This is a genomic window from Lentzea californiensis, assembly GCF_024648825.1.
Lineage (GTDB): Bacteria > Actinomycetota > Actinomycetes > Mycobacteriales > Pseudonocardiaceae > Lentzea > Lentzea californiensis.
In genome coordinates, this window is sequence record NZ_JANBBE010000006.1 from 71,097 (window position 1) to 93,875 (window position 22,779).

The 22,779-nt window shown below is 69.2% G+C and carries 22 protein-coding genes and 3 pseudogenes; 10 read left to right on the forward strand and 15 right to left on the reverse strand.

Translation table 11 applies throughout. From position 1 onward, the window contains the following. Positions 1-10 precede the first annotated feature (10 nt). Together LX88_RS22300 and LX88_RS22305 are read right to left on the reverse strand one after the other, a co-directional pair. Positions 11-778, reverse strand: a complete 768-nt coding sequence (locus LX88_RS22300; protein WP_258949741.1) for an alpha/beta fold hydrolase — start codon at positions 776-778, stop codon at positions 11-13. A 129-nt stretch (positions 779-907) separates the two neighbouring features. Next, entirely contained in the window at positions 908-1,960 is a 1,053-nt protein-coding gene (locus LX88_RS22305; protein WP_258949742.1) for an NAD-dependent epimerase/dehydratase family protein, read from the reverse strand. A 265-nt stretch (positions 1,961-2,225) separates the two neighbouring features. On the opposite strand from LX88_RS22305, the gene LX88_RS44355 reads away from it, so the two are divergent. The 5 genes and pseudogenes from LX88_RS44355 to LX88_RS22330 form a co-directional block, all read left to right on the forward strand. Then, entirely contained in the window at positions 2,226-3,140 is a 915-nt protein-coding gene (locus LX88_RS44355; RefSeq protein WP_258949743.1) for a helix-turn-helix domain-containing protein, read from the forward strand. Beyond that, the gene (locus LX88_RS22315) at positions 3,137-3,886 is read left to right on the forward strand and encodes an SDR family oxidoreductase (protein ID WP_258949744.1); all 750 of its coding nucleotides are present in this window, start codon (positions 3,137-3,139) and stop codon (positions 3,884-3,886) included. Before LX88_RS44355 ends, LX88_RS22315 begins: the two co-directional genes overlap by 4 nt. A 90-nt stretch (positions 3,887-3,976) precedes the next feature. Next, entirely contained in the window at positions 3,977-4,324 is a 348-nt protein-coding gene (locus tag LX88_RS22320) for a hypothetical protein (protein ID WP_258949745.1), read from the forward strand. Between the two features lie 173 nt (positions 4,325-4,497). Continuing rightward, positions 4,498-6,063, forward strand: a complete 1,566-nt coding sequence (locus LX88_RS22325; RefSeq protein WP_258949746.1) for a hypothetical protein — start codon at positions 4,498-4,500, stop codon at positions 6,061-6,063. 159 nt (positions 6,064-6,222) lie between these two features. Further along, positions 6,223-6,357 (forward strand): annotated as a pseudogene (locus LX88_RS22330) (xanthine dehydrogenase family protein molybdopterin-binding subunit); the annotation flags it as partial. 51 nt (positions 6,358-6,408) lie between these two features. Here LX88_RS22330 and LX88_RS22335 read toward each other — a convergent pair. The 3 genes and pseudogenes from LX88_RS22335 to LX88_RS22345 all read right to left on the reverse strand — a co-directional run. Beyond that, positions 6,409-6,747: a DUF1330 domain-containing protein gene (locus LX88_RS22335; protein ID WP_258949747.1), complete on the reverse strand. Its 339-nt coding sequence runs from the start codon at positions 6,745-6,747 to the stop codon at positions 6,409-6,411. 282 nt (positions 6,748-7,029) lie between these two features. Then, positions 7,030-7,674, reverse strand: a complete 645-nt coding sequence (locus LX88_RS22340; protein ID WP_258949748.1) for an SPW repeat domain-containing protein — start codon at positions 7,672-7,674, stop codon at positions 7,030-7,032. A gap of 53 nt (positions 7,675-7,727) precedes the next feature. Continuing rightward, positions 7,728-8,048 (reverse strand): annotated as a pseudogene (locus LX88_RS22345) (phosphoketolase family protein); the annotation flags it as partial. Positions 8,049-8,159: 111 nt separating this feature from the next. On the opposite strand from LX88_RS22345, the gene LX88_RS22350 reads away from it, so the two are divergent. Beyond that, on the forward strand, positions 8,160-9,494 hold the full coding sequence (locus tag LX88_RS22350) for an erythromycin esterase family protein (protein ID WP_258949749.1): 1,335 nt from the start codon (positions 8,160-8,162) through the stop codon (positions 9,492-9,494). Between the two features lie 147 nt (positions 9,495-9,641). On the opposite strand, the gene LX88_RS22355 is transcribed toward LX88_RS22350, so the two are convergent. The 3 genes from LX88_RS22355 to LX88_RS44360 form a co-directional block, all read right to left on the reverse strand. Beyond that, positions 9,642-10,730, reverse strand: a complete 1,089-nt coding sequence (locus tag LX88_RS22355) for an L-dopachrome tautomerase-related protein (protein WP_258949750.1) — start codon at positions 10,728-10,730, stop codon at positions 9,642-9,644. A gap of 11 nt (positions 10,731-10,741) precedes the next feature. Then, positions 10,742-11,359, reverse strand: a complete 618-nt coding sequence (locus tag LX88_RS22360) for a flavodoxin family protein (RefSeq protein WP_258949751.1) — start codon at positions 11,357-11,359, stop codon at positions 10,742-10,744. 229 nt (positions 11,360-11,588) lie between these two features. Beyond that, entirely contained in the window at positions 11,589-13,127 is a 1,539-nt protein-coding gene (locus LX88_RS44360; protein ID WP_258949752.1) for an alpha-amylase family glycosyl hydrolase, read from the reverse strand. 111 nt (positions 13,128-13,238) lie between these two features. Between LX88_RS44360 and LX88_RS22370 the strand changes: the two genes are divergently transcribed. Next, a complete protein-coding gene (locus LX88_RS22370) occupies positions 13,239-14,864 on the forward strand; it encodes an alpha-amylase family protein (protein ID WP_258949753.1) in 1,626 nt (541 codons plus the stop codon). 5 nt (positions 14,865-14,869) lie between these two features. Here LX88_RS22370 and LX88_RS22375 read toward each other — a convergent pair whose 3' ends face one another. After that, on the reverse strand, positions 14,870-15,085 hold the full coding sequence (locus tag LX88_RS22375) for a hypothetical protein (protein ID WP_258949754.1): 216 nt from the start codon (positions 15,083-15,085) through the stop codon (positions 14,870-14,872). 70 nt (positions 15,086-15,155) lie between these two features. After that, complete coding sequence (locus LX88_RS22380) at positions 15,156-15,989, reverse strand: arylamine N-acetyltransferase family protein (RefSeq protein WP_258949755.1); 834 nt, start codon at positions 15,987-15,989, stop codon at positions 15,156-15,158. 88 nt (positions 15,990-16,077) lie between these two features. Here LX88_RS22380 and LX88_RS22385 point away from each other — a divergent pair, with 88 nt between their 5' ends. The 3 genes and pseudogenes from LX88_RS22385 (at position 16,078) to LX88_RS22395 (ending at position 18,448) form a co-directional block, all read left to right on the forward strand. Next, positions 16,078-16,680, forward strand: a complete 603-nt coding sequence (locus LX88_RS22385) for a TetR/AcrR family transcriptional regulator (RefSeq protein ID WP_258949756.1) — start codon at positions 16,078-16,080, stop codon at positions 16,678-16,680. Positions 16,681-16,764: 84 nt separating this feature from the next. Next, a pseudogene (locus tag LX88_RS22390) lies at positions 16,765-17,576 on the forward strand (magnesium and cobalt transport protein CorA); the annotation flags it as partial. A gap of 68 nt (positions 17,577-17,644) precedes the next feature. Then, on the forward strand, positions 17,645-18,448 hold the full coding sequence (locus tag LX88_RS22395) for a VWA domain-containing protein (RefSeq protein ID WP_258949757.1): 804 nt from the start codon (positions 17,645-17,647) through the stop codon (positions 18,446-18,448). A 209-nt stretch (positions 18,449-18,657) separates the two neighbouring features. Here LX88_RS22395 and LX88_RS22400 read toward each other — a convergent pair whose 3' ends face one another. The 5 genes from LX88_RS22400 to LX88_RS22420 form a co-directional block, all read right to left on the reverse strand. Then, entirely contained in the window at positions 18,658-18,828 is a 171-nt protein-coding gene (locus LX88_RS22400) for a hypothetical protein (protein WP_258949758.1), read from the reverse strand. A 118-nt stretch (positions 18,829-18,946) separates the two neighbouring features. Next, positions 18,947-19,522, reverse strand: a complete 576-nt coding sequence (locus LX88_RS22405) for a vitamin K epoxide reductase family protein (RefSeq protein WP_258949759.1) — start codon at positions 19,520-19,522, stop codon at positions 18,947-18,949. Positions 19,523-19,542: 20 nt separating this feature from the next. Next, positions 19,543-20,229 (reverse strand): DsbA family protein, encoded by a 687-nt coding sequence (locus LX88_RS22410; protein ID WP_258949760.1) that lies wholly within the window; start codon positions 20,227-20,229, stop codon positions 19,543-19,545. A gap of 80 nt (positions 20,230-20,309) precedes the next feature. Then, positions 20,310-20,717: a hypothetical protein gene (locus LX88_RS22415; protein ID WP_258949761.1), complete on the reverse strand. Its 408-nt coding sequence runs from the start codon at positions 20,715-20,717 to the stop codon at positions 20,310-20,312. A 13-nt stretch (positions 20,718-20,730) separates the two neighbouring features. Further along, positions 20,731-22,776, reverse strand: a complete 2,046-nt coding sequence (locus LX88_RS22420) for a heavy metal translocating P-type ATPase (RefSeq protein WP_308203455.1) — start codon at positions 22,774-22,776, stop codon at positions 20,731-20,733. Positions 22,777-22,779 lie beyond the last annotated feature (3 nt).

The following is a 22,779-nucleotide window of genomic DNA, read 5'->3' on the forward strand; positions in this document are numbered from 1 at the left end:
TCCGGTTCGATCACCGGCGGCCTCCGCTGTCCAGCGCCGATCCGTTCCGGTGGACTGCAGCGTCGAGGAACGAGAGCAGCGCGTGCGCGGTGTGACGGGGGTTGTCGCGGTGGGCGAGATGTCCGGCGCCCGGAATGACGTGGTAGGTGATGTTGGAGTGGCGGCGTGCCCAGCGTGGTGCGGCTGTCGCGATGATGCCGGTGTGGTCCTGTTCCCCGTGGCAGACCAGTGCCGGCACGCGGAGGCGGCGGCGAGGATCGATGTGGCGGATGGCGTCGACGAACGCCGCCCACGTCCGGACGACCACGTTCTTGGTGGTGTGCTCGGCGGCGCGGCGGGTGTGAGCGCGAGCAGCGGCCGTGTGGGCGCTGTGGCGCGCGACCCGCTGCCGTAGCAGCCACAACGGCAACAGCCGTAGCAGCGGCAGCGACGCGCGCAAAGCGGTCATGGGTGCGGCACCGGGCCGGTGGGTGAGACTGGTCGTGCCGATCACGACCAGTGCCAGCACCCGGTGCGGTGACCGCATCGCGGCTTCCTGGCTGATGTAGCCGCCCAGTGAGTGTCCGATGAGGACAGCGCGTTCGGCACCGAGTTGATCGATCAGGCCCAGCAGATCGCGAGCCGCACCACCGATGGTGAAGCCTTGTGCGGCGGCCGGGTCGCAGCCGTGGCCGGGCAGGTCCCACCTGACCGTCCGATAGCCGGCGTCGGTGAAGTAGCTCAGCACGATGTCGAAGCTGTGATGGTCGTCGAACGTGCCGTGAGTGAACACCACCACCGTGCCGCCAGGGTCACCGTCTACCCAGCACGGAGTCGGTCGCGTCTCGGCGGCGTTGCCCGGCCTGTGTGGCGAACCTTCAGTCATCGCCTCGTTCCTCTGACGGCGCCAGGTCAGCGCGGTGCCCGATCAGGAAGCGGGCGTCGCCCGGTGGTCCTCGCGAAGCTTGGCGCGTGCGAGTGCGGCGCTGGGGCCGGCGGTGGCGTCAGCGAGACCGATGATCTGTTCACGCGCGCAGTCGGCGCTGGACGTACGCGGCACCCAGTCCAACTCGGTACGTGCGCGCGTGGTGTCCACCAGCGGTGAGCGTGTGCCCACGTCGAACCAGCCCGGTGACATGCGAATGGCTCGCGCCCGCCACAGCAGGTTCACCGCGGCGCGCATGATCGCGCTCGGAACGGGTACGGCGCGCGCCCCGACCACCTGCGCGAGGTCCGCGGCGGTCAGGGGTTCGGCGGCGAGGTTGAACGTTCCGGTGGCCTGGGTGCGCAGGACGCGGACGACGGCGTCGCCTACGTCGTCGGCGTGCACGAGTTGCACCCGCAGGCCTGACGGCAAGGGCAGCAAAGGTATGCGTCCGTCACGCAACAGGCGAATCAACCATCGTGGCGCCAAGGGGTCGAAGAACAGGGCCAGAAAGCTGGCAGATGCCGCACGCTGCGCCACGAGGGTGGGCCGCAGAACGGTCACGGCGATGTCGGGGTTGTCGGAGGCGAACCCGGTGAGGGTGGTCTCGGCCCGCGCTTTGCCGATGCCGTACACCGAGCCCGGTATACCTGTGGTGGGCCACTTCTCCGGGACCGGACGATCACCCGCGGGACGGTAGGCGCCGATGGACGACATGTGCACCACGTGCTTGACCCCGGCTCGGCGAGCGGCGTCGAGCACGGCCGTGGTGCCGTGGTCGTTGGCGCGGTGCAGCCGCAACTGCCGCCGCGTCGGCTGGAACATCCACGCCAGATGCACCACGGCGTCCGCGCCTGCCATCGCCTCGTCCAGCACACCGCGGCAGTCCTCGTCGCCCAAATCGCACGCCTGCCAGGACACCGCGTCGAACGGCGGCCCGCCCGCAGGTGGACGGCGGCAGATGCCCACGACCTCGTGGTCTTCGTCGTCGGCGGCCAACGCCCGCAGCACGCCGCTGCCGATGTTGCCCGACGCCCCGGTGATCACGATCTTCACGATGACGGTTCTCCTCACGCAGCCCCTGGTCTGCGTCGCTTCGGCCCACTGATCACTACTGCTACAGCAGCAGTACCCGCCAAAATCGACTCAAAACCGACGCGGCTCACCACGACTGCGCGAACTTCGTGGCTTCTCTTCGCGCCCCTGCGGCCGCTTCCGGTGCGCATGCCGGCGGCAGGGAAGTCTGGCGTGATCCTTCAAGACACACGTTCGCGACCTGTCTTAGCGTTGTCCCGTGGCAAATCGGAACTGAGGGAGTGCGGTGGACGAATTCGCGAGCGCGGTCCTGGTCGCCGCGGTGCAGCACGCACTCACCGCGGAAGGAATCGCGGTCCCGGCCCCCGCACCGATCGGCGCGCTCGTGCCGCTCGCCGCGAAGCGCCGGCTGCTGACGGAGATCACGCAGGAACACGGCCTGCTCCCGCTGCTGCGCGTCGGGCGGTACCTCCCGCAGCTACCGCCCGATCCGGCCATCTCAGCCCTCACGGCCGCCGGTACGCCCTCCGACCTGTTCGACCGGTGGAGCCGGCTCGAGCGCTTCGTCCACTCCCGTCATCGCGTGGTCGTCCATGCGGCGTGTGCCGATCAGCTCGTCGCCGAGCACGTCGGGCGATCCGGAACCCGGCCGGAGCCCGCCGAGGACGTGCTCGTACTCGGGGTGCTGGCGGCGCTGATGACCGCAATCGGCACCCGCGGGGTCGTCGTCACGCTCGAACCACACCACCAGGTGGTCTACGCCGACGGCGTTCTCACACCTCCCGAGACCGGTCGCGGCACCGCGCTCTGGCGTTTCACCTGGTCTGGAAGCTCACCAGAGGCGCCTGCGCAGGTCACCGGCACCGACGTGGCCACGCGCGCACGCCACCTACTCGCCGGCGATCTCGCCCGCGGCTGGACGTTGCGCGAACTGGCGGCCCGGTTCGGCACGTCGGCACGCACCCTCCAGCGCACCCTGCAGCCCGCCGGTGGGTTCACCGCTCTGCTGGCCACCGCCCGTGCCGACGCCGCCGCGGACCTGCTCATGAACACCACGCACCCGCTCGGCATCGTCGGCTTCGCCTGCGGCTACACCGACCAGCCCCACCTCACCCGCGAGTTCAAACGCCGCACCGCCATGACACCCGCGGCCTACCGGTCCGCGTTCACCCGGCAGCCGGCGAAGGAGACAAGTGCATGAACCTCACCGGAACCACGGCTCTCGTCACGGGCGCGACACGCGGCATCGGCCGCGAGCTCACCCGCCAACTGGTCGCGCGCGGCGCGCGGGTGGTGGCGGTCGGGCGCGACCGCGACCACCTCACGTCACTGGCGGCCGAACACGGCGACCGCGTCCACGCCTGGCCCGTCGACCTCGCCGACCCGACAGCGGTCGACGCCTTCATCCACGACGTCACCGAACGCCGTCCCGACGTCTCCGTGGTGATCAACAACGCCGGCGTGCAGACGCTCACCGACTTCTTCGCCGACGACGCCACGGCGCTGCGGTCAGTCCTTCGCCGCGAGATCGCCGTCAACCTCGACGCCGTCGTCGCGCTCACCACCGGGCTGCTCCCCCACCTGCGCCGACACCCGTCCGCCGCGATCGTCACGATCACGAGCGGCCTCGCGCTGGCACCCAAACGCTCGGCGCCGGTCTACTGCGCCACGAAAGCCGCGGTGCGCACCTTCAGCCGCGCACTGCGCTACCAATGCCAGGACTCCGCACCCCACGTCCGGGTGATCGACGCGGTGATGCCGCTGGTCGACACCGACATGACCCTCGGGCGCGGCAGCGGCAAGATCAGTCCCGCTGACGCCGCCGCAGCGGTGATCACCGGCATCGGCCGAGGCTCCGATGAGATCCACATCGGCAAGGTCCGCCTGCTGCGAACGCTCATGCGGCTCTCACCCAGACTCGCCTACCGCATCCTGCGCAACAGCTGACGCGGCTGGAACCATAGATCAGCCGGTGTTCTCGAGCGCGGATCTGTCGTTTCACACCTGTCCTGAGTGGAGCCCGCTAGGGTGGCCCGCGTGGGCGTCTCCCTTTACTACACAGCTCGCCGCGCGACCCCTCTGACCGACGCCGAGCTCACGGCGGTCGGCCAGGTCGTCGACACCTGCAACACGAACGCGCCGTTCGCCCTGGAAGAAGAGGGCCTGTACCTCTACGACCGGCTGGAGCCGGGAACGGTGCTCGACGGGTCGACCAAGCTGCCCGGCGCGGACGACCGGGCGGTCCCGTCGCTGGTGCACTGGCTGGCTGCGGTCACCGCGCTGCGCAGCGCGGTGCCGGACGCGGACTGGACCTTCACCCTCGACGACTACGAGATCGAGTGGGACGACCACACCGGTTACCACCTGCCCGGCCTCGCCGACTGATACGCGACGGCCAGCGACTCCAGGTCGCACCACCGCAACGAAGTTGTTCGCATTCCGGAGCCACCTGGAAGCGGCTCGGGTGGCCGGTTGATGCGCGCGACCTCGCCTCCTGCTAGGCCGATCTGGGGCCGGGCCGAGTCGTTGCCGTGATCACGGCAACGCAGGCTGGCCTCATGCGAGCTGGGGTTTTCCTGCGCTGGGTGGCGCATCCGCTGACCGTCGGTGCCACCGCGGTCCTGCTGCTCAACGACCACGTGTTCAAACAGGCGTGGCCTGGCCTCGTCACCGGCAAGCTCAGTGACGTCGCCGGACTGGTGGTGGCGCCGGCGGTGCTGGGGCTGTTGTCCGGCCTGTTCCGCGCCGGCCAGATCGGCGCCGCGGTGGCGACGCTGCTGACGGGAGCCGGATTCGCCTGGGTCAAGCTGACCAGCACGGGAGCCGAGGTGGCGTCGGCGGCGTGGTCTGTCGTCAACGGGCCTTCGGTCGTTCTGGCCGACCCGAGCGACCTGATCGCGCTGCCCGCGCTGGGCCTCGCGTGGTGGGCCTGGCGGCGGTCGGCGGCGGCTCCGCCACTGCCGGACCGCCCGGCTCACCGGTTGCGGGTGGTGCTCGCGGTGCCGTTCGCGGTGCTGGCGATCGCCGCGACTTCCCCGCCCTCCACGAGGATTCCGTCGGTGGACTCCGTGCAGGTCGTGGGCGGGCAGGTGGTCATCGAGGCGGACGAGCGGTTGTACGGTTCCGGCTCCGGTGTCGGAGACTGGACGCTGCTGCCGGAAACGCCGCACGGACAGTTGCCGGAGCGCCAGCAGGTCGAAGCTTGCGTGCCTGATGACACCGCACACTGCTACCGGGTGCACGGTGGTGGCCTCGACCTCGGCGTCGTTGAAGCGACACCACGCGGCGGCCGGCTGCTCGGCGTCGACGAGACGACCGACGCCGGTCGGACCTGGCACACCGCCTGGGAGGTGCCGGCCGCCCGGTGGCTGTTCGTCAAGCGCCAGCACCCGTTCCCCGGCGGGATCGAACGCGTGTCCAAACTGGCCAGTGTGGACGTCCAGGTCCGTGCCGTCCCGGGTGGACACGAAGTGATCGTGGCCAACGGCGTCGAAGGGCTCGCGGTTCGCGGCGCCGACGGCGCGTGGCGACGCGTGCCGGTCGTGGTCGCGGCGACCGGGCTGGAGCTGCGTCCCGCGCCGCTCACCGGGTTCGGCCAGGTGATCGGACACGACGTGGATGAAGCCGGAACGATCACCCTGCTCGCCCTGCTGATCGGGATGTCGGTCGCGGTCTGCCGGGCCCGCGCCCGGCTCGGACACGTGCTCGTCGCCGTGCTGCCACTCGTCTTCCTCCTCGTGGCGGTGGTCCCGATCTCCGGCCTGATGGCGTTCACCTACTCCAGCTCCGGGACGTCCACCGTTCCCGCACTGGTGTTCGCGCTGAGCCTCATCGGCATCGGCATCGGTCTCACGATGGCGCAGGGAGCGGTGCGCCGGTCACGTGTGGCGGTGGTGGACGCCGCCGCCGTGCTGACCGGTCTGGCGTTCCTCGGCCCCTCCCTCGGCTGGACCCTGGGCTTTCCTCCCGAACGCGGGACCGTCGACCAACTCGGTCTGATCCTCGCAGCGGGATGCGTGGTCCTCGTCGTCGCGGCCGGCTGGTGGGCCGGCCGCGACCCGGCGACCACCGACGACCTGGTCTCCGACGCGCCTTGGCCGCCTGTTCCCGGCTCGTCCGGTTGAGCAGCCCGCCTGCGGCATCGTCCGCGGACCGCGGCTGCAGGCCGCTTGGGCAGGCGGAACAGCGTCCACCGTTCGCCTGGCCACCACGGTTCGGCGACGCGGGGCGAGCGGTTGTGCGACGTCGTGTCGTTGCGGACCCCATCGGGAGAAGCTGGCACCAACCCCATGGGCACCAGAGGAATTGGTGAGATCGGCATCGTCGGCACCGCCGCCGCCATCACCAACGCCGCCCACCACGCCACCGGGGTCCGCGTACGGGACCTGCCGCTCACCCTCGACCACTTCCTGCGCTGATCCGGCCGGCGCGGCGGACAGCCGACGACCGCGCTCACCAGCCGGGCCGGATCAGCTCCAGGGGGTGGTGGCCTGGAGCACCGCCTCGGTCAGTGCGGCCGTGCGCAACCGGGTCACTTCCTGGTACTCCGGGTCGGCCACCATGCGGCTGAACGCGCTCCGGTCCGGGTAGCGCACGACGATCACCGCGTCCCAGCTCTGCCCTTCCTCGGCCACGAGCACCGTGGACCCGGTTCCGGCATAGAGGATCTCGCCTCCGTAGCGGGGCAGGAACGTCTCGCTCAGGCGACGCGCGTACTCCAGATACGACTCGGCGCCGCCCTCGGCGAACCGGAGCAGGTTCAGCATCACCACCGGCCCGCCGGAGTCCTCGGCGAGCAGTCGCTTCAAGTCCGCACCACGGGGATCAACGGCCACGGGCACAGCATGCCGCGCGGCTCAGCCTCGCGCATCGGTCGATCCGCCTGTCTCGTGGTCGACCTGACCGTGGCTGAACACGGAGCTGACGCGGACGTCGCCCAAGCGCCGTCGGCCGACTCGCACCCGGGATGTGCCCCTCCGTGATCACCCAGGTGCGCTGTCCAGAGCAGCGTCGTCGTGGTCACGTCAGCCCTCGTCAGCCGGGATCCGGTTCCGTCACGTCCCCCTTCACCTGCCGACGCACCGTGATCGTCACTCGAACCGGGCGGAGTCGCCCACTTGCCTGCTCATGTCCAGGTCCGGGCGTGCCCGCTTCGTGAGAGCGAGGTTCGCACAGGTCAGCACCACCACGACGGCTCCGACCACGACGTCGTTGACGACGACCGCCCTGCTGCCGTACTCGAGCACGAGCGGAGCGACGACCAGCCACGCGCCCAGCACGACGTTGACCACCCACCCGGTCCTGGCCACCGCTCGCGGCGAGATCGCCCGCGTCAACGCCACCAGCACGATGGCGAACCCGATCGTCAGGTCGACCCAGCGCGTGTCCAGTCCCGCCACCGTCCCACCGTGGTCCAGCACGACCGCGGCGACCATCAGCCAGATCCCCGCCAGGACGTTCAGGCCGCTCGGGATGCTGGCCAGTGCTTGGTTGCGGCTGGCCGGCGAGCTTTGACCTCGTGCGTTCATCTCGCTCCCTCGGACGGCGACCGCTCGTCCGGGTCGCACCACCGGCCGGGTACCCGCGAGCCACAAGATCACGTCGGTGGCCGCGCCGGCACCGATCACGAGGTGCGACCGCGGTGCGGACATCAGCCCGGTGCGCAGCCGGCGGCCGCCACGGCGAGTCTGCCGGACGTGGGCGGGATTCCGGCCCGCGAGCTCGTCGCGTGCCAAGGGGTGTTCCGCGGACGTCAGTCCGGAGCCCCGTTCGAACGGATCGCGGCCAGGATGTGCAGCACCGGCAGCACAGCGCCGTCCGTGCGCGGGTCGAGGTACTTGTTCGCGTGCCACGAGCCCGCGGTGGGTCCCGTCTCCGCCTCGCCGTCACCGACCAGGCAGGCGACCAGCAGGTCCGGCTTGTCCAGGGCCGCGCCGAACGCGGTGGCCAGCGCGTAGCCCAGCTCCAGCCGTGGCTTCAGGTGTTCGCGGCGCAGCGGCTCTCGCAACAGCACGTTGTCCTTCAGGCAGATCATCGCCGCGGCCGCGTAGTCGCAGGCTCGGCGATAGCGGTGGACGGCCTCGGTGTCCCGGATCTGCGTGGTCGTCATGTTCCTGGGCCACCCGGTGCCACCGCACGTGTACCGATGCGACCAGCCGTTTGCCGGTGATGCGGACGGGTACTCGGGCCTGATCAGGCCGAACCGCCGATGGAGGTCCCGATGAACGGTCACCGGCCTGACGGGGTGGCACCCGACGCGCTACCGGTGACCAACCGCTTCGACGACGAGGTCGCGGCGCTCTGCGCGCCGTTGACCGATCCCGGTGACCTCGACGAGCTGCTGGACCGCATCGGTGACGCTCGAGTGGTCATGATCGGCGAGGCCAGCCACGGCACCCACGAGTTCTACCGGTGGCGCGCCGCCCTGACCCAGCGGTTGATCACCGAGAAGGCCTTCTCGTTCGTCGCTGTGGAGGGTGACTGGCCGGACTGCGACCGGGTCGACCGCGCCGTGCGCTGCTCCGCCGGCGCGCCCGAAGATCCACGTGCGGCGCTGCTGGCGTACGACCGGTGGCCGACGTGGATGTGGGCCAACGAGGAGGTCGCCGACTTCACCCGCTGGCTGCGCCGCCACAACTCCGCGGTGGACGACGGCGAGCGGGTGGGCTTCCACGGGCTGGACGTGTATTCGCTGTGGGAGTCGCTGCGCGAGATCATGGTCCACCTCCGCGAGCACGACCCCGGCGAGGTCCCCGCCGCGCTGGCCGCCTACCACTGCTTCGAGCCCTACGGCGAAAGCGCCCGGGACTACGCGATGGCCACCCGGCTCGTCCCGGCCGGCTGCGAGAACGAAGTGGTCGACCTGCTGGTGCGGCTGCGTGACCGTGCCGCGACCGAGGACACCGGCTCCTTCGGCGCGTGGCAGAACGCCGAGGTCGTGGCCGGAGCCGAGCGCTACTACCGGGCCATGACGGCCGGCGGACCGGGGTCCTGGAACATCCGCGAAACCCACATGGACGAGACGCTGCACCGGCTGCTGCTGCACTACGGCATCGGTTCCAAGGCGGTGGTGTGGGCGCACAACACCCACGTCGGGGACGCCCGCGCCACGACCATGGCGGTGTCCGGCACGATCAACATCGGCCAGCTCGCCCGCGAACGCCACGGCGACGACCAGGTGGTGCTGATCGGCTTCGGCAGCCACCACGGCACCGTCGTCGCGGGAAGCTCGTGGGGCGCGCCACTGCGCGAGATGCCCGTCCCGGAAGCACGGCCCGGTTCGCTCGAACACGCGCTGCACGCGAGCGCCCCTGAACGGGCACTGATGGTGTTTCCCCGCAGCGGCCGCCCCGACCTGCTCACCACCGAACTCCCCCACCGCGCCATCGGCGTCGTGTACGACCCCGTGCACGATCACATGCGCAACTACGTGCCCACCAGGCTCGGTGGACGCTACGACGCCTTCCTGTGGCTGGACGAGACCCGCGCCCTGCATCCGCTGCACACCCGGCAGATCGACACCTTGGAACCGGAGACGTTCCCCACCGGTGACTGAGCACGGTGACCCGGGACCGCACCGCGTGAACACAGCGCGGTCCCAGGCGTCGATCAGCGGTGGCGGAGTTCCCGCATCAGCTTCGACAGGAGTTCGTCGAAGCGGTGATCACGCGGACCAGGTCGGTGTCGTAGTCCTGCGCCATGCTCACGGAGTTCCTCCTGACGTCCGGAGCTGGACGGGTCCGGCGTCGATGGGCACGCGGAACAGGTGGTACGGCTTCTGCCTGCGGTCCTCCCCGCCCTGGTACTTCGCCTGCCGGTGCAGCTGGTTCGCCGTGACGTAGAGGTGGCCTCCGGCGATGGACATCGTGTCCGGCCAGAGCAGGCGCGGGTCGTGCGCGACGGTCTCGAACGTGCCGTCCGGCAGCCTGCGCAGCACCGCGTTGTGCTCGAAGTCGGTCAGGTACAGCCGGCCGGCGTCGTCGGTCTCCAGCCCGTCCGAACCGCCTCCCTTGTCGCCCTCGTCCACCACCTGCTCCCCCACCTCGTCATCAGGCAGCGACCGGTCCAGCAGGGCGTGGGTCGGCACGCTGTACCACCGGCGGGAGGCCGGCGCGCAGTAGTGCAGGCGCGATCCGTCGGCGCTGATCGCGATGCCATCCGCACCCATGGACACCGCCTTCGGCTCTCCATCGGCCGGACGCTCCAGGAACGGGCTGCCCTCCACCACTGGCCGGAACGACTCCAGCGACTCGGCCTTGGTCGACGGGTGGTCGTGCAACCTGCGCCACGACTCGCCGCTGTCCAGGTCGACCACGATGATCCCGTTCGGCCCGGAGTCCGCCGAGTCGGTGATGTAGGCGATCCCGGCCTCACCGCGGCGCAGGTCGAACCGCACGTCGTTGAGGTACGTCGTCTCCAGCGCCACCTCGCGCGGGAACGTGATCACCTTCGCGACGGTGTCAGTGACCAGGTCGACGCACACCAGCTTCGGTCCACCTGGCTTGGTCGGCCGGAACTCGGGACTGCCCGTGTCGAGCACCCACAGCCGGTCAGCGGGGTCGACCACGACGCTCTGCACCGACACGAACGCACCGTCGTCGTCATCGGACGCCGGTGAGTTCCACTCCTGGTCGGGGAACGGCACCTCGGCTCCGTCGCGCAGCTCCACGACGGTCGCCGGCACCTCGTCGCCCCACTTCGGGAAGTTCACGAAGACCCGGCCGGTGTGCGACACGCTCACCCCGGTGGGCATCGGACCGGTGAACTCGTGCACCACTCGCAGCTCGCTCATGTGGACACTCCTCACTGGACCGGCGGGAACTGGACCTGCCGGAGGAACCGCGCCAGGTGCACGGCGTTGCTCGCCAGTTTCTTGTTCGTCGAGGCAACTGCGTCCGGCGTCTCGTCGAGTTCTACGTAGTCCTTGGGCTTCATCGCTTCGGAGTTCCAGTACGTCCCGCCGCTCGCGGGAATGGTGAACCCGATGTCGTTCAGGGCCTGGAAGCAGTCGGCGATGATCTTGTGGGCGCCGTCCTCGTTGCCCACCACCGCCACTACCGCAACCTTGCCGTACATCGACGGGCGACCCTGGTCGTCGGTCTCGGACAGCTCGGCGTCCAGCCGTTCCATCACCCGCTGCGCGACGCTGGACGGGTGGCCGACCCACGTCGGCGTGGCCAGCAGCAGGATGTCCGCGGCCAGGATCCGCTCGCGGATGGAGGGCCACTGGTCGCCCTCGCCCATGTCGGTCTGCACCCCGGGACGCACGTCGAAGTCCACGACCCGCAGCAGGTCGCCCTGCACGCCGTGGACGGCGAGCTCGTCCAGCACCTCCTGCGCGATCTTGTCGCTGCTCGACGGCTCGGGCGAGGGCTTGAGCGAACAGGTCAGCGCGAGCGCGGTCAACGTAGTAGAAGCCATGCACACGGCCTACCCGCTCTTCTGAGCGTCAACCCGGCCGCACTGCCCGGTTTCGGCTGCCGATGGTGGCGTTGCACCTTCGACGCGCTCGCCGTCAACGGTTTCGTGACGTAGTCGTCCGCTCCCGCCTCCAGCCCGGCGATCAGCAACTGCAGACACGGCGCGCAGCCGCTGTCCCGCCTTCATGACCGGATCGCGCGACAGAACGCGTCCACACCGGGGTGCTCGTTCAGCTCCTGTCCGGTTGCAGCAACAAGGCCTGCTCCGGGAGAACCGCACCGGAATACGGTTCGCCTTCGCCTTCGCGGTCACTGGCGACGAGCACGCGCCAACGGCCGTCCAGCGCCACGTCCACGACCCGGTCGGCGAAGTTGATCACGGTCACCCGTTCGTCGCCGTCGCAGCGCCGGCTGTAGGCGAACACTTCCGGAGAAGTGTCCAGCTCCTCCCAGTCACCGCGCCGCAGCGCCGGGCTGCGGCCTCGTTCGGCGATCAGCCGCCGGTACAGGTGCAGCGGGGAGCCGGCGTTGCCGGCCGCCGACTCGGCGGACAGCTCGGCGGCGTCCGGCGGGAACGGCAACCACGGCCGCGCACCGTCCCACCCGTGCGGCGCCGCGGCGAGCCAGGGCACCGGAGCTCGCGCACCGTCGCGCCCGCCCGGATCCACCCTGTCGTCCCCGGCCACCGTCGCGTCCTCGAGCCCGAGTTCCTCGCCTTGGAACAGGAACGGCGTGCCGCGCAGGGTCAGCAGCATCACCGCGGCGGCTTTCGCACGCCTCATCGAGCCGCCGTACCGGGTGCGGTGCCTCTCGTTGTCGTGGTTGGACAGCACCCACGTCGGCCAGGCCGCCATCGCGCCCAGCTCCCGTTCGACCTCCCGCACGCACATCCGGAAGACCGTCGGGTCCCACGGGGCGTCCAGCGGCGGGAAGTTGAACGACATGTGCAGTTCGTCCCCCGCACCGTAGTACTCGGCCACGCGGGCGGTGGAGCGAATGTTGACCTCACCGACCAGCACCCGGTCACCGGGGTAGGAGTCGACCAGCTTCCGGATCCCGCGCAGCACCTCGTGGCTGTGCGGCTGGTCGTTGAAGTCCGACAGCGGCGCACCCGCCGCGCAGCGCTGGTCGTCGGCGAACGCGGGATCCTTGCCGACGCAGTGCGCCACGTCGATCCGGAACCCGTCGACGCCCCGGTCGAGCCAGAACCGCAGCACTCCATGCATGGCGTCGACGACCTCGGGGTTGCGCCAGTTCAGATCGGGTTGCTCGGGCAGGAAGAGGTGCAGGTAGTACTGCCCGGTGTGCTCGTCCCAGGTCCACGCGCTGCCCGCGCCGAGGGCGGCGCGCCAGTTGTTCGGCTCGTCGCGCCAGACGTACCAGTCCCGCTTCGGGTTCTCCCGCGACGACCTCGACTCCACGAACCACGGGTGCTGGTCCGAGGTGTGGTTCGGCACGAAGTCCATCAGCACCCGCAGGCCGCGTTCGTGCGCGGCGGACAGCAACGCGTCGAACTCCGCCAGGTCGCCGAAGACGGGATCGATGCCGGTGTGGTCGCTGATGTCGTAGCCGGCGTCCGCCATCGGCGAGCGGTACACCGGCGACAACCAGAGGGTGTCCGCTCCCAGCTCGCACAGATGGTCCAGGTGCCGTTGCACACCACTGAGATCACCGACGCCGTCACCGTTGCCGTCGGCGAACGAACGCGGATAGATCTGGTACACGACCGCGTCGCGCCACCAGGGTTGCGGCTGATCGACGCCACCCACGAAGAGCTCCTCCCGACCGGATTCACGACCTCTTCAGGTACCCGGCGCACGTACGCCCACACCTGCTCCGGAGAAGAGGTTCACCTTTCGTGTGAAGGGAATCCTGTCGACGTGGTGGAGCGCTGGTATCGCAACGGGGTCATCTACTCGCTGGACGTGTGCCTGTTCCAGGACTCCGACGGCGACGGCGTCGGCGACCTGCGCGGACTCATGAGCCGGCTGGACTACCTGTCCCGGCTCGGTGTCGACACGGTGTGGCTCAACCCCTTCCACCCGTCACCGCGCCGTGACGGCGGCTACGACGTCACCGACCACTACGCCGTCGACCCGAAACTGGGCTCTCTCGGCGATTTCGCCGAGTTGCTCGACCACGCCGACGAACGAGGCGTGCGCGTCATGATGGACCTGGTCGTGAACCACACCAGCGACGAGCACCCGTGGTTCCGTGCCGCACGTGCTGCGCGGGACTCGCCGTTCCGCCACTGGTACGTCTGGTCGGACGACGAGCCCGCAGACCGCTGGGAAGGCTCAGTGTTCCCCGGCGTGGAAACAGAAACGTGGACCTACGACGAGCAGGCGGAGGCGTGGTACCAGCACCGGTTCTACCGCTTCCAACCCAACCTCAACACGGACCACCCCGCGGTGCGGGCGGAGATCCGCAAGATCGTCAGCTTCTGGGCCCGGCTCGGGGTGTCCGGGTTCCGGGTGGACGCGGCACCGTTCCTGATCTCGTCGCCGTCGGGTCAGGACTTCAGCCTGTTGCGCGACATCCGGGAGACGGCATCGTGGCAACGGCGGGACGCGGTCGTGCTCGCCGAGGCCAACGTCGAGGACCACGAGGTGCTGGAGTACTTCGGGCACAGCGACAACCGGGCCAGCAGAGCACTGATGCTGTTCAGCTTCCGGCTCAACCAGGCGGTGATGCTCGCGCTGGCACGGGGCGATGCCGGCTCCATCGCGACGGTGCTGCAGGAGCTGCCGGACCTGCCGCGCAACGCCCAGTGGGCCACGTTCCTGCGCAACCACGACGAAGTGGATCTCGGCCGGCTGCCGCAGGACGAGCGCGACGACGTGTTCGCCGCGTTCGGTCCAGATCCGGACATGCGGCTGTACGGTCGCGGCATCCGGAGACGGCTGGTGTCGATGCTCGACGGTGACCGCCGCCGGGTGGAGCTCGCGTACAGCCTGCAGCTCACCCTGCCCGGCACCCCGGTGCTCCGCTACGGCGACGAGATCGGCATGGGTGAGGACCTGACGCTGCCGGAACGGGAGGCGATCCGCACCCCGATGCAGTGGTCGGACGCGAAGAACGCCGGGTTCTCCAGAGCGGACTCGGTGATCAGGCCGGTGATCAGCACCGGCCCACGCGGCTGCGCCGAGGTCAACGTGGCCAGACAGCGCAGTGACCCGCACAGCCTGCTCACCTGGTTCGAACGCATCCTGCACACCCGCCGCGAGTGCGAGGAGATCGCCACCGGTGAGCACGAGGTGCTCGACGTAGGCCCGCCGCACCTGCTCGTGCACGTGGCACGCCGGCCCCGCGGTGTCATGCTCTTCGTGCACAACCTGAGCCCTGAACCATGCCAGGTGTCCGTTCCTCCTCAGACTGCCGAGGAGGAACCGCCGCAGAACGTCGTGGCGGACGGCGCCTACGACAACGACGTCGACCTGTTGTCGTTACAGGTCAACGGGTATGGCTTCCGCTGGATCCGCCTGGCCGACATCCCGTGGTCCTGACGCGGCTACGGGCGGTGGCGCAGAATCGCACCGACACCCTGCAGAACTTGGACGTCATCGCCGACGACAACGTTCGCGCCCGTCACGGCCGCGAGTACGCCGGTGTTCACGACCGGTGTGTCCACATTGGCTTGGCGCAGCGCGTCCGTCACCCGCGCGAGGCCTTCGACGGCGAGCCCGTCGCGAACGCGCTCGGCGCGGGACCGTTCGACCCCGAACACGTGCGTGACGTCGTCGGTGTTCGTGACGCGGAGACCGATCTCCGGTGGTGCGGGCCCCGGCTCTTCATGCTCAGGTCTGCACTGCCCGTTCCTGGATGGCCAGCCAGACCTCGTGCTGATGGGCGGTCTTCTCCCAGAGCGGTGTCAGCTGTTCGGGTTCGATGTCGTCCAGCGGTATCCGGAACTCGGTCAGCGCCTCGGTGAACTCGTCCAGAGTGGACAAGGTGTGTCGATCGGCGCCGTGCGGCCCGGTGCGGGTGATTGTGCGTGCGCGGAGGGCCAGCTCGTGGTCGTTGCGGTGGTGCTGAGCCACGAGCACCCTGACGAAAGGGGAGTCTGCCGACTTGTTCCGCGCCCGGTCGGCGAACTCGGCGAGTTCGCGCGGCCGGGTACGAAAATCGTAGGAGGACATCGTGCCCTGCGGATGATGATGCATCCGCCACGTTTCCATATCGAGGCGCTCCATCCGGTAGATCAGCCTCCCCTGCCGGTGTGCGCCCTCCCGCAACGGCAGCGGTTCGAGGAACGCGTCTCCGATCCCCGTGTCGGCCAGCCAGTGCTCTCCCTCGACATCCACCAGCAGGGCGATGTGGTTGCCCCATTGCCGATCGCCCCGGGTAGCGCGAAGCACCGCCGCCTCCACGACCGTCACGGTGAACCCGATCCCCCGTAGCAGCAGTGCGAGCGCGCCGTTCATCTCGTAGCAGAGGCCTCCGCGCCCGCGGCGCGCGAACTTGGCTGCCAGCGCGTCCGGTGTGAGAAGCACCGGCCTGCCGAGTTGGATGTCGATGTTCTCGTACGGAACCCGCAGCCGCCACGCCCGATGCAATCCTCGCAGCGTGGCCAGATCGGCCCGGACGGGCTCGCGGTACTCCAGCCGGTCAAGGAACGTGTCGATCACCATGGTTGCCCCTCCCCGTCGCGCGTCTAACTACACAAGCTCTAACTTTAGAGTAGCTCTAACATCATGGTGACTCTAGTAGTCTGTGCGCATGACGCAACCGGCGGGTCTACGAGAACGGAAGAAGCAGCGCACCCGCAGGGCGCTGATCGAGACGGCGTACCGGCTCTTCGCACGGAAGGGTTACGACCAGACGACCACCGCCGAGATCGCCGCGGCCGTCGAGGTGTCCCACGCGACGTTCTTCAACCACTTCGCGACGAAAGAGGACCTGGTCCTCACCGATGACGGCGAGCAGATCCTGCGCGCCGGGCTGAACGTGATCGCGGAACGCCAGTCCGGCGAGACGGCACTCGACGTCCTGCGGCGCGCGATGTTCCGGATGCTGGCCGAGGCCGGAGAAGGACTCCGCGACCCGGCCGGCGAACTGGAGAGGATCCGGCTTGACCTGATCACCTCGGTACCGGCGCTGCGGGCGACGATGCTGCAGCGGGCATTCGACGCCCAGCAGCAGCTGGCCACCGCACTCCGGCAGACCTACGCCGACGACATCGACGACGTCGACGCCGCCGCGATCGTCGGCGCCGTCACCGGAGCTGTCCTGGCGGCTGGACGAACAGCCCTGCGCACAGGCCAGTCCCTCAGTATCGCGATGCAGCGCGCCGTCGACATCGCAACCCGGCAACGGGAGTGATCACAGGCAACAGCGGTGCCTGCGGCGCGGCATCACCCGCTTCAGCACCTCCAGGTCGGCGAAGCGCAGTACCCGCCTGCAGCGGCGGCGGCCGAGGTGCGCGACCGCGGGGCTGGGTTCGCCTGGATCGGGCTGTTCGCGCCGGACGCTGAACAGATCCGCGATGTGACCGAGGTGTTCGCGCTGCACGAGCTCGCCGTGGAGGACGCGAGATCGTCGAGTCCGGCGAGATCATGGTGTTCCTCGGCCGCGACTACGTCATCACCGTCCGGCATGGCAACCACTCGTCGCCCGGCCACCTGCGCAAAGACCTCGAAGCCGACCCGGAGCAGCTGGCGGTGGGGCCGGCGGTGGTGTTGCACGCCATCGTCGACGAGTACATCGAGGTCGTCGATGCCTTCGAAGGAGACATCGATCCGGTCGAGACAGCGGTGTTCGCGCTGGGCAGCGAGATCGGCGTTGAGCAGATGTACCTGGTCAAGCGGGAACTCATGGAACTGCGCCGGGCGGTCATGCCGCTCACCGGCCCGTTGCGCAAGCTCAGTGAAGGGCACTGCGGTGTGCTGATCCCGGACTCGCTGCGCACCTACTTCCGCGACGTGAACGATCATCTGACCACCGTGACCGAGCGGGTCGTCAGCTTCGACGAACTGCTGACCACGCTCGTCGACGCGACGCTGGCCAAGGTATCGCTGCAGCGGAACAACGACATGCGCAAGATCTCTTCGTGGGTGGCGATCATCGCGGTGCCGACCATGATCGTCGGCGTGTACGGCATGAACTTCGACCACATGCCGGAACTGGGCTGGAGGTACGGCTGTCCGATGATTCTGTCGATCACTCTGGCCGCATGCCTGATGCTCCACCGGATGTTCAAACGCAATCGATGGCTCTGACGAGAATCAGCCGAACACGCGACAACCAAATCTCTCTGCGCACGACGATCCTGAGGTTTGCTGAAGCCGTGCACGTCGACGAGTTCGCCACCCCGGCCTGGTTCGGGCTGCTCGCCGCCGTGGCCGCGCTCGCGGTCGGCTATCTCGACCGCGTCGCACCCAACCGCCCGGCTCGCGCCCGCCACCTTCCCGCTGCGCTCACGCTGCTGGCACTGACGATCTTCACGGTGGGGCTGGCCGGCCCGACCGCCGAGGCGCGGGTACCGCGCGACCGCGCCACGGTGATGCTCGTACTTGACGAGTCACTGTCCATGGGCGCAACCGACGCCGCCCCCAGCCGCCTCGATGCCATGAAGGTCACCGCCACCGATTTCGTCAAGGGCTTGCCCGCCCACGTCAACCTCGGGCTCGTCACCTTCGCGGGTACAGCGACCGTCCAGGTCATGCCGACCACGTTGTGCGGACCCACGCTGCGCGAGTCGACCGCGACAGGTGAGGCATTGGCCGCCGCCTTCGCCGCCCAGGAACAGATCGACGTCCTGCTCGCCGGCGCTGACGGACCGCCTCCCAGCCGAATCGTGCTGCTGCCCGACGGCCGCAAGAACGCCGGCCGCAAGAACGCCGGCCGCGAGGTCGACGGACCGGCCGACGACTGCCGCAACGCCGGCGTCGAGATCGACACCATCTCGTTCGGCACCGAGAACCGCGGGGTCACGATCAACATCCAGGGCCGGATCTACGACCGAATCGGTAGCCAGGTCGGCTACGAGACCAAGCAGGTCGACGCGAGCAAACCCTGGATGACACTCGGCGCCGCCTTGTCCCTGACCGGTGCGGCGCTCGCACCGGCGTTCAACCAGCGAGTTCCCTGAAGGGTTTCCATGTCCGGCAACGAGGTGCTCAGGGTCGTCCTGGTGGCTGTGCTGATCAGCTGGGTCGTCATCATCGTCGTCCTGATCAGCCAAACTCCATAGTGGACACCAAACCGACGATGCCACCACGATGCCAGCAGTACCGGGACCGCAAGTCGAAGACCTACGACGAAGAGATAGGGCGCCTGAACCGCCGGCTCTTCGGCGACTCACGCCGGTGGGCGTGTTCTCGAGCCACCGCGGAGGTACTCGAGGTCGCCATCGTCCTGGCGGTAGTTGATCCTCGTCGACCACGTCACCAGCTCGTCCCGACTGGCCAGGGGTGTGCAGTGGATCGTGGAACGGATCACGATCCCGTTGGCGGCGAGCACTTCCTGCATCGGCCGCTCAGCCAGATCCGGGCTCGCGGCATGGGTGTCGAGCAGCGAAGCGCTGCAAGCTCGGTCTGGCGAAACGGCTCGTCGCCCGAAAACCAGCTACCTGATCAACCTCGGCGAGCTACTCGACCAACGTCGTCCAGTAGAACCAGAACGCCTGTAGCACCGCACCGGCGATGAGCAGGTACCACAGGATGAGCACCACGCTGTGGTACCCGGCAAACGCAGCCGTTGCCCGGCGTGGTGACGGCAGATGCCCTTGCTCCAGGTTGTGCAGCGTCGTGTACCAGAAGATCGGGATCATCACGGCCCACACAGCCATGCAGTACGGGCACAGCGCCCCGATCACGTACAGGCTCTGGAAGATCAGCCAGTGCACGAACACGACGCCGAACGTGACACCGGTCTGCAGACCGAGCCAGCACCAGCGCGGTAGCGCAGATCCGGTAGCCAGCACCACGCCGATCGTGACGAGCGCCGCGAAACCGGCTATGCCCAGAAGAGGGTTCGGGAAGCCGAACACCTCCGCCTGTTCGGTCTTCATGATCGAGCCGCAGCTCAGCACCGGGTTGATGCTGCACGCCGGGACGTAGTCGGTGTCCTTGAGCAGCGCGATCTTCTCGACGGTCAGCACGAAGGCCGCGACCAGGCCGATCCCGCCGCCTGCGACGAGCAGCCACGGGAGCAGCCTGGTCACGAACCGCACCTCGGTTGAGGTCACTCGGCCAGTTCCCGGTCGATCACGGCCTTGAGCGCGCTGTAGCTCGGCGGACCCTGGAACTTGGTGCCGTTGACGAAGAACGTCGGAGTGCCCTGCACGCCCGCGGTCACGCCGTCCTTGCGGTCCTTGAGAACGCGCTCCAAGGTGGCCGGGTCGTTCACGTCGGCTTCGAACTTCGCCATGTCCAGCCCGAGCTCGCGAGCGAACCCGAAGAACGTCTCGCGGTGGGACACCTGCTGATCGCCCCAGCTCGCCTGGGTCTCGTACATGCGGTGGTACATCGCTTCGAGCTTGCCCTGCTTGCCCGCGGCCTCCACGACGGTGGCCGCCAGCTCGGCGTTGCGATGGGCGGGAACCGGGAAGTAGCGCATCACGAACGTCACGCGGTCGCCGTACTCGCCTCGCAATTTCTCCACACCGGGGTAGGCCGCGCGGCAGGCCTCGCATTCGAGGTCGAGGAACTCGACGACGGTCACCTTGGCGTTGGGCACGTCGTTGAGCTTGTGGCTGTCGGGCCGGACAAGCGCGGCCGTCGCCGGCGCCGGGACGGGCCCGATGGCGTTGGTGGGGCCGGCTTGCTGCGGAACCGAAGGCCCGGTGAGCCTGCTGATCAGGATGAAGCCTCCGACCACCACAACGACAACCGTGATGATGATCAACGAAATCCTGGCGTTCTTGGTCATGACGACATACCTCTGCACCCGTGCGAAGAATGTGGACGATCACGTGCCACCCAGCCGGAGGCTGGGCGGCGAGAGGTCGTCTAGGTCCTCAGCACGCAGAGCTGCGTGAGCCGTACTCCCGGACGCCGACCTGGGCCCTGCCACGGCACAGGCACTGACACGGCACTCAGGAGAAACAGGCTTGGGCGGCGAAGTCCCGCGACCGCGAGCAGGACGGCGAGCAGCACCGCCAGGCAGGCACCGCACACTCCGCCGAGGTCTTCGAGCAGATCCGATGCGGCGTCACCGGTGGTCGGCAAGTCCGCGAACACCTGTGTCCCGACGGTCGTGCACTGCGAGGACCAGGCGACGTCCCGCTCGCACGGCGTTCCCTGCAGCAGCGCTATCCCGACGACCAATGCGAGCACGGCGAAGACCCGCACGAGACTCACTCGCGCGATCTTCCGCATGCTGCCGGCGCCGGACACGCGCACCAGGCTAGCGGTCACGAACACGCTGCCGTCAGCAAGCGTCGCAGCAGCCGGAGTCGCCCTGCTTCGGCGTGCTCGCCACAGTGAGGTTCAACGCCTGCGGCGTGCTCGGAGCAACGGCGGTGACCTCGGGAAGCGGAGTGCTCTTCGCGGCACGAATGGCGTTGAGGATGACCAGCACCTCGGCGGACTCGTGCACGAGCACGACGGTGGCCAGACCCATCACACCGAAGGCCGCCAACGGGATCAGCACACCGATGATCGCCAGCGACAGGCCGACGTTCTGCAACATCACCCGGCGCGCGTGACGGGCGTGCGCCAGAACCTGAGGCAGGTGACGCAGGTCCTCCCCCATCAGCGCCACGTCAGCCGTCTCGATCGCCACGTCGGTCCCCATGGCACCCATGGCGATACCGACATCGGCGGTCGCCAGGGCTGGTGCGTCGTTGACGCCGTCGCCGACCATCGCGATCTTGCGACCGTTGCGCAGCCGGTCCACCAGCGCGGCCTTGTCCTCGGGCAGCAGTTCGGCGTGGACGGTGGTGATGCCCGCCTTGCCGGCCAGAGCCGTTGCGGTGGCGGTGTTGTCGCCGGTGAGCATCGCGGTGTCGATGTTCAGGCCGCGCAGCCTGCTGATGACCTCGGGTGCTTCGTCCCGCAGTTCGTCGCGGACCGCGACGGCGCCGAGCAGGGTTCCGTCCCGCTCGAGGAGCACGACGGTGGCGCCTGCCTGCTGAAGCCGTTCGACCTCGCCGCGCAGCGCGCCTGCGTCGACCCAGCCGGGCTTGCCGAGCCGCACGGGGACGCCGTCGAGGGCGCCGGTCAGGCCGCGGCCAGGTACCGCGGTGACGTCGTCCGCGGCCGGCACGGTGTCCGCAGCCTGCAGGATCGCGCGGGCCAGCGGGTGCTCGCTGCGCGCCTCGAGGGCGGCGGCGACGGCCAGCACCAGCTCACGGGTGTTGTCCCCGTTGGGCAGGACGTCCACCACGCGCGGTGCGTTGCGGGTCAGCGTGCCGGTCTTGTCCAGCGCGACAGTGCCGATGCGGCCCAGTTCCTCCAGCGCGGCACCGCCCTTGACCAGCGCGCCCTGCCTGCTCGCCGCACCGACTGCGGCGACGACGGTGAGCGGGATGGAGATCGCCAGCGCACACGGAGAGGCGGCCACCAGCACGACCAGCGCGCGTTCGAGCCAGACCACGGGGTCGCCCAGCAGCGCTCCGAGGCCCGCGATGAGCACGGCCAGGATCATGATCGCCGGAACTAGCGGGCGGGCGATGCGGTCGGCCAGACGCTGCCCGACGCCCTTGCGGTCCTGGGCTTCCTCGACGATGTGCACGATCCGAGCCAGCGAAGAGTCCGAGGCCCGCGCGGCGACCTCGACCTCGATCGCACCGCCGCCGTTGATCGCGCCGGCGTGCACGGTGTCGCCAGGTCCGGCCTCCACCGGCACCGACTCACCGGTGATCGCGGACAGGTCCAGGTTCGTGTGGCCGGAGCGGATGATCCCGTCGGTCGCGGCGCGTTCACCAGGCCGCAGCACCATCCGGTCGCCGACCACGAGCTCGTCCGGCGCGACCTGCAGCTCGGACCCGTCCCGCAGGACAGAGGCGGTGGGCGGGACCAACCCCAGCAACGCACGCAGGCCCCGGCGAGTGCGGACGATGGCGTAGTGCTCCAGACCCTCGGCGATCGAGAACAGAACGCCGAGCATGGCCGCCTCGGTGAGCTGCCCCAGCGCGACCGCGCCGATCGCAGCGATCGTCATCAGGGTGGCCACCCCGACCCGGCGACGCAGCAGGCCGCGCACCGCTCCCGGCACGAAGGAGGCCGCCCCCACGACCGCAGAGGCCAGCGTCAGCCCGTCGCCCACCAGCTCCGGGCCCGCGGAACCGACCCACCAGCCAGCCGCCAGCAACACGGCCGCAACGGCAGCCAGCTGCAACTCGCGAACCTGCCACAAGCTTCCGGACCCCTCTTCGGAGCCGTGATCACCGCCGTGGTCGTCGACCTGCTGGTCGCCTTGCACCGTCGTCGTCCTCGAACGCGGCTCCTGCGGTCCGCAGCACTCGTCAGCCACGAC